Here is a 7,191-nt window from a genome sequence, read left to right on the forward strand (position 1 = left end):
CATGGCCGCCAAAGCCCCACGCAAGACCGCCGAGCGCATCCTCGAAACCACGCTGGCCTTGTTCAACCGGTTTGGCGAGCCCAACGTCTCCACCACCCTGATCTCGGCCGAACTCGGCATCAGCCCCGGCAATCTCTACTACCACTACCCGGCCAAAGACGAGCTGATCAACTCGCTGTTTGAGCGCTACGAGCGCGCGCTGCACGAACTGCTCAACGCCAGCGACAGCGTGCGCGACGTGGAAGACGCCTGGTTTTTTCTGCACTCCCTGTTCGAGATCATCTGGGCCTACCGTTTTCTCTACCGCGACCTGAACGATCTGCTGTCGAAAAACCGCTTGCTGGAAGTGCACTTCCAGACCGTTCTGAAAAGCAAGACCCGCGCGATCCGGACCTTGCTCAGTGGCATGTGCCGAAGCGGTGCCATCGACATCGACGCCCGTGAACTCGAACCCACCGCCAACAGCATGGTGGTGGTACTCACCTATTGGCTGAGCTTTGAATACGTGCGCGACCCCCGCCATGCGCTGGAGCCCGAGAACGCTCAAAAAGCCCTGATGCGCGGCGCGCAACACGTGCTGCAGCTGCTGGCGCCTTACCTGGAAAACAGCCAACGGGCCCATTTTCTGCAGCTCACCGGTGCCTACGAAGACGAGCCGGCTGGTTTGCCTGCCTTGCAAAAGGGGGCGACATGAGCCGCTGGGTACCGGCTCCGTTTGCCGACAGCCCACCGCTGGATGCAGACCGTGTCCGTGCTTTGTGGGCACAACTCCACCGGGGCGACGCCGAGCCTTTGCCCAACGACCCGGAACTGTTTGCGGCGTGGGTGCTGTTCCACAACGGCCACTTTGAAGACGCGGCGCTGGCCGGCCAGGCCTTGGGCGCGCGCGGCGCCACCTTGGCCAACAAGGCCACCTGTGTGTATGCCAACTACGTCGAACCGCGGGAAAAAAATCGGCTGGACTTGTTCATGGTGGCCGCCGAGCGTGCCCTGGCTCAGCAAAATGCACAGCCCATCAACCCCAATGCCTGGTATTGGCAGGGCTATGCCCTGGGCCGGTACAGCCAGGGCATCAGTGTGGCCAAAGCCTTGGCCATGGGCCTGGGCGCGCGGGTGCGCGCGGCGTTGGAGCACACACTGGAGCTCGCACCCGATCACGCCGACGCCCATCTGGCGTTGGGCAACTTTCACGCCGAGGTGATCGACAAAGTGGGCGCGATGATCGGCGGCATGACCTACGGCGTGCGCAAAGACGCCGGCCTGGAGCATTACCAGCGCGCACGGCAACTCAACCCGGAATCGACCGTCACCTTGACCGAGTACGCCAACGGCCTGCTGATGCTGGATGGCGAACGCCGCTTGCCCGAGGCGATGGTGCTGATGGAACAAGCCAGCGCCATCGAACCGCTCGACGCCATGGATCGCCTGTACCTGGAGTCGGCGCGCATGGATCTGGGCGCCTAAGCCCGGCCCCCAACCGTCAAGCACCCAGGCCCAGCACCGCCTGGAACATGGCCTGTCGCGCCTGGGCGATCACCTGGGCACGCCAGACATCGGTGTCGATGTAAAACGCGTCCCGCATCTGCCGCTGTATCTGCTGGCGCAAGGCGTCGCTGGCTTCGGGGTGCAGGTGCAGCCAGTGGTCTGCGCGCAAAGCCTGCAACACCTCGGTGATCGGCACCGTGCCGAACTCCAGTGCCATGCCGGTGTATTCGGCCTGCGGACAGGCCTGGTACACAGCGTTCGACATCTGGCCGCTCAACACAGCCGACGTGGAACTGCCGTCGTAGATCGAGGTCACTGGCGTGCGCCCATCGCCCCCCCACCAGGCCTGTGCGCGCTGCAAGGCCACGGCGTCGTCATGGCAGGCCAGAATGCGCTCACCCACGCCGGTTTCACCCAAGCCGGTGTGCACATCGATCCAACCCAATCGGGCCGCCTTGCCCGCCTGGGTGCGCAGCACCTCGCGCCAGGTTTCGTGGCTCCAGGTCGGCTCCGTGCCACCGAAGAACAAGCCGTCGGGATGGCTGTACTGCCCCTGCGAGACCACCGCCTGGAAATAGGGCAGACCACGCGCCTGGATCAGCGCGCCCACCTCGGCGCGATTGGCGTCGTCGGGTGGCCAGGTTGCCGGCAGCAACAGCGAATGGATGTCGGCATAGGCCGGGTTGCTGGGCAACGCCTGCTGGAAATCGAGGAAATTGCGGTTGAGGTCCACGTTTTCATGCGTCACCCGCCGCCCAAACGAAAACCCGTGCGGGTTGAGCGCGTGCACGTAGAGCACGGCCACACCGGCGGCGTGTGCGTGTTCGCGCCATTCCTGGTCGTGCAAGGCAAACACCTGCACGCCCGAACCGCAATAGCCTTCGGCGCCGTGGCAGGCACTGCTGATGATGAGCAGGCGCTCGGCGTCGGGCCGGCCATCCAGCGCCAGATCCATGGCCAAGGTTTCGCCCTCGCGCCCTTTGAGCGGATGCACATGGCTGCGAATGGCCAAACCAGCCGCCGCCGCACCCTCCAGAAAAGCCACCCGGGCGCGGGCGTAGGACGGCGAAAAGGCGGCCTGTACGCCGATCATGTGGACGCGCTGTTGAGCGGTCGGGCCAGCCATTGCTCCGCCAGCTGCACCCAGAAAGTGGCCCCCAGCGGAATGAGATCGTCGTTGAAGTCGTAGCTGGGGTTGTGCAGCATGCACGGGCCTTCGCCGTGGCCCATCTCGCGGTGCGCGCCGTCGCCGTTGGAGATGAAGGCGTAACAGCCGGGCTTGGCCTGCAGCATGTAGGCAAAGTCTTCGGCCCCCATGGTGGGCTCCTGGTCGATCACGCGTTCGGCGCCCACGATGCCGGCCATCACCTCTCGGGCGAAAGCGGTTTCGGCGGCGTGGTTGATGGTGGGTGGGTAGTTGCGCTTGAACCGGAAATCGCAACGGGCGCCAAAGGCGGCGCTGGTGTGCTCGGCGATCTCGCGCATGCGCTGCTCGATCATGTCCAGCACCTCGTTGCTGAAGGTGCGCACCGTGCCCTGGATCTCGCAGGTGTCGGGCACCACGTTGGTGGCCTCGCCGGTGTGGATCATGGTGACCGAAATCACGCCCGCGTCCACCGGCCGTTTGTTGCGGGTGATGATGGTCTGGAACGCCTGCACCATCTGGCAGGCCACCGGCACCGGGTCGATGCCGTTGTGCGGCATGGCCGCGTGGGCACCCTTGCCACGGATGACGATGTGGAACTCGTTGCTCGAGGCCATGACAGGACCCGCACTGGCGGCAAAGGTGCCCACCGACGCGCCGGGCCAGTTGTGCATGCCATAGACCGCTTCCATGGGGAAACGCTCGAACAAGCCGTCCTTGATCATTTCGCGTGCACCACCACCGCCCTCCTCGGCCGGCTGGAAAATCAGGTACACCGTGCCATCGAAGTTGCGGTGTTGGGCGAAGTGTTGGGCCGCCGCCAGCAACATGGCGGTATGACCGTCGTGGCCACAGGCGTGCATCTTGCCGGCGTGCTGGCTGGCGTGCGCAAAGCTGTTGTGCTCCTGCATGGGCAGCGCGTCCATATCGGCCCGCAGGCCGATGGCGCGCCCACTTTTGCCACCGTCGCGCCCGTGCACGATGCCCACCACGCCGGTGGTCCCCATGCCACGGTGCATCGGAATGCCCCAGGCCTGCAACTGCCGGGCCACCACGTCGGCGGTGCGGACTTCTTCAAAGCAAAGTTCGGGATGTGCGTGGATGTCGCGCCGAATGGCCGCAATATCCGCTGCCTGGGTGAGGATGGAGTCGATCAGTTTCATGGCTGCCTCAAATCGTGGGATCTGTGGCCCATGGTACCCAAGTGCGGTGCCGCTTGCATGACACCGGGTCGGTCGCCGGACCCGTCCGCGTCCGGTGGCGCCATCCCTCAGCGGCGCACCCGCCCGTCCTGCGTCAGCAAAGTGAGTTCCACAAAACGGGAGCCCATGTGTTTGTTCGGTCCAAAATCCAGCGGGAACCCGCCCAGATTGAGCTTGCTCATGCTTTCGACCGCACCCAGAAAGCTGTCCCGCGTCAAAGCGCGCCCGGCCCTGCGCACGGCTTCCACAAATACCTTGGCGGCGACAAAACCTTCGATGCCCGAATAATTGGGCACGGTGCCGTTTTTGGCCTTCACCGCCGCCAGGTACTCCCCTGAGATCGGCGTGGCTTGCGAATACGGAAACGGCATCACCTGGCTGACCACCACGCCACGCGCTTCGGTGCCCAGTTCGTCCAGCAAAGCCTGCGTGCCGACAAAGGACACGTTGTAAAAATTGCCCGAGAACCCCGCCTGGCGCGCCTGGCGTATGAATGCGGCGCACGACTTGTAGGAACTGATCTGCACGATCGCATCTGGCCGCTGGGCCATGATGCTGCCCAGGGACTTTCCGACGTCGGTCGAATTGCGCTCCACCGTGTCGACCGCCACCGGCTCCAGATTGAGTGGTTTGAGTGCACGCTGCACACCCTCCAGACCCGCCTGTCCATACGCATCGTTCTGGTGGAAAACCGCGATCTTCTTGATGCCCACCGACGTGATCTGGCGCACGATGGCGGCGGTTTCGTCGAAGTAGGAAGCCCGCACATGGACCGCGTAGCGGTTGAACGGTTCCCGCAAGGACTGCGCGCCGGTGAAGGGCGCAAAAAATGGGATCTTGGCCTCGGTGGCCAAGGGCAGGGCCTTCACGCTGGTGGGTGTGCCGATGTAACCGAACAGGGCGAACACGTCGTCTGCGATGAACTGCCGGGTATTGGCCACACAGCGGTCGGGCTCGTAGCCGTCGTCCAGGCGCTTGAGATCGATCTGCCGACCGTTGACGCCCCCTTTCTGGTTCACTTCGTCAAAATGCAGCTGGGCACCCAGGTAAAACTGCAGCCCCAGTTGCTCGGCCGCACCGCTGAAGGGCGCAGACTGTCCCAGGACGATGCTGGTGTCTGTGAGACCCGCACTCATGGCCTGCGTGGGCAGCCAGCTCAAGGCCGAAGCCCCTGCCATACCACTGAGACTTTTGATGGCCTGCCGACGTTGCATGCGATTCTCCTGCTATTCTGCTTTCGCAAAGCGCTCCCGGCAGACGGGCCAGGCAGCTGAGTAAGCCGAAGCCTATATCAAATACAACCAGTACAACGCCCAGACCTATCCTGAAACCCCTTTTTTCGTGAAATCTGCGATGCCATCCGACGAACCGATCCAGATACTGGGCGCCTGCCCGCACGACTGCCCGGACACCTGCTCCCTGCTCACCACGGTGCAAGACGGCGTTGCCGTACGGGTGCAGGGCAATCCGGCACATATCCATACCGGTGGCGCGCTCTGCACCAAAGTGTCGCGCTACACCGAGCGCACCTACCACCCCGAGCGCATCCTGCACCCCCTCAAGCGCGTCGGACCCAAAGGCAGCGGCCAGTTCGAGCCGGTGAGCTGGGACGCCGCCCTGGCGGACATCGCCGCGCGTTTGCAGACCATCGCCGCCCACGATCCGCAGGCCGTGCTGCCCTATAGCTACGCCGGCACCATGGGCTTGGTGCAAGCCGAGGGCATGGCCGCTCGCTTCTTCCACCGGCTCGGCGCTTCGCTGCTGGACCGCACCATTTGCTCCACCGCCGGTGGCGAGGGTCTGGTGCAGACACTGGGCGCCAAAGTGGGCATGAAGGTCGAGTTTTTCGCCGAGTCCCAGCTCATTCTGATCTGGGGCAGCAACGCGATCGCCAGCAATCTGCACTTCTGGCGCCACGTGCAAACCGCCAAGCGCAACGGCGCGCGCGTGGTCTGCATAGACCCGCGCAAAACCGAAACTGCCGACAAATGCCACGAGCACATCGCGCTGCGGCCGGGCACCGACGCCGCGCTGGCGCTGGCACTGATGCACGAGTTGATCGTGCACGACTGGCTGGACCACGACTACATTGCCCAGCACACCCTGGGCTGGGCAGGCTTGCGCGAGCGCGCCCTGCAATGGCCGCCCGAGCGGGCCGCCGAGGTGTGCGGCATTGCGGTGCAGCAGATCACCGACCTGGCCCGCGCCTGGGGCACCACGCGGCCCGCCGCCATCCGTCTGAATTACGGCATGCAGCGGGTGCGCGGTGGCGGCAACGCGGTGCGTGCCGTGGCCTGCCTGCCCGCGCTCACCGGCGCCTGGCGGCACCGCGCGGGTGGCTTGCTGCTCAGCAGCTCGGGGCACTTCCCCGTCCAGCGCACGGCCTTGTTCCGGCCCGATCTGCTGGCCGGACGCACACCACGCACACTCAATATGGTGCAGATTGGCGACGACTTGCAGCGCGAAACCAGCGCCGGTTTCGGCCCTCGGGTGGAGGCCGTGATCGTCTACAACAGCAACCCGGTGGCGGTGGCGCCCGACTCGGCCCAAGTCGTCAAAGGCTTTCAGCGCGAAGACCTGTTCACTGTGGTGCTGGAGCATTTCCAGACCGACACCGCCGACTTTGCCGACTACATCCTGCCCGCCACCACCCAGCTGGAACACTGGGACATCCACGCCAGCTACGGCCATACCGACGTGCTGCTGAACCGCCCGGGCATCGCGCCGGTGGGCCAGGCGCGCAGCAACACCGCGGTGTTCCGCGAATTGGCGCGGCGCATGGGTTTTGACGAACCCTGCTTCCAGGACGACGACCTGCGCCTGTGCCAAACCGCGTTTGGCGACGCCGAGCAGTTCGAAACCTTGCTGACACAAGGCTATGCCACCCTGCCCGTGCCCGACGCACCGCTTGCCCAGGGTGCCTTCCCCACGCCCTCGGGCAAGTGCGAGTTCTTCAGCGCGCGCCTGGTCGCCCAGGGCTTGGACGGCCTGCCCGACCACCTGCCCAACCACGAAACCGCCGAGCCCGCAGGCCGCTACCCGCTGGCCATGATCTCGCCGCCCGCGCGCAACTTCCTCAACTCCAGCTTCGTCAACGTGAAAAGCCTGCGCGACATCGAAGGCGAGCCGCTGCTGGAAATGCACGCGCAGGATGCCCAGGCGCGTGGTCTGGCCGATGGCGACGTGGTGCGGGTGTTCAACGACCGTGGTGATCACCGCTGCAAGCTGCACGTGTCGGCCCGCGCGCGCCCTGGCGTCGTCAACGGCCTGGGCATCTGGTGGCGCAAATTCGGACTGGACGGCCACAACGTCAACCAGCTCACCAGCCAGCTCCTGACCGATCTGGGGCGCGGCCCGGTG

6 protein-coding genes are annotated in these 7,191 nt (G+C 65.0%); 3 read left to right on the forward strand and 3 right to left on the reverse strand.

Annotation, left to right across the window (positions count from 1 at the left end):
* Window position 1 precedes the first annotated feature (1 nt).
* Window positions 2-694, forward strand: coding sequence for a TetR/AcrR family transcriptional regulator (locus ABYB95_RS01115; protein WP_372656577.1), 693 nt, complete (start codon window positions 2-4; stop codon window positions 692-694).
* Window positions 691-1,464 (forward strand): hypothetical protein, encoded by a 774-nt coding sequence (locus tag ABYB95_RS01120; RefSeq protein ID WP_372656578.1) that lies wholly within the window; start codon window positions 691-693, stop codon window positions 1,462-1,464. Before ABYB95_RS01115 ends, ABYB95_RS01120 begins: the two co-directional genes overlap by 4 nt.
* A 16-nt stretch (window positions 1,465-1,480) precedes the next feature.
* Here the strand turns inward: ABYB95_RS01120 and ABYB95_RS01125 are convergent, their stop codons facing one another.
* The 3 genes from ABYB95_RS01125 to ABYB95_RS01135 form a co-directional block, all read right to left on the reverse strand.
* The gene (locus ABYB95_RS01125; RefSeq protein WP_372656579.1) at window positions 1,481-2,578 is read right to left on the reverse strand and encodes a M14 family metallopeptidase; all 1,098 of its coding nucleotides are present in this window, start codon (window positions 2,576-2,578) and stop codon (window positions 1,481-1,483) included.
* Window positions 2,575-3,792 (reverse strand): M20 aminoacylase family protein, encoded by a 1,218-nt coding sequence (locus ABYB95_RS01130; RefSeq protein WP_372656580.1) that lies wholly within the window; start codon window positions 3,790-3,792, stop codon window positions 2,575-2,577. The genes ABYB95_RS01125 and ABYB95_RS01130 overlap by 4 nt, the downstream gene beginning before the upstream one ends.
* 107 nt (window positions 3,793-3,899) lie before the next feature.
* Window positions 3,900-5,045 (reverse strand): ABC transporter substrate-binding protein, encoded by a 1,146-nt coding sequence (locus tag ABYB95_RS01135; RefSeq protein WP_372656581.1) that lies wholly within the window; start codon window positions 5,043-5,045, stop codon window positions 3,900-3,902.
* 139 nt (window positions 5,046-5,184) lie between these two features.
* Between ABYB95_RS01135 and ABYB95_RS01140 the strand changes: the two genes are divergently transcribed.
* Window positions 5,185-7,191 (forward strand): molybdopterin-dependent oxidoreductase (locus tag ABYB95_RS01140; protein WP_372656582.1); only part of this gene is annotated, 2,007 nt, incomplete at its 3' end.

It is taken from the genome of Hydrogenophaga sp. (genome assembly GCF_041633695.1).
In the GTDB taxonomy this organism is placed as follows: Bacteria; Pseudomonadota; Gammaproteobacteria; order Burkholderiales; family Burkholderiaceae_C; genus Hydrogenophaga.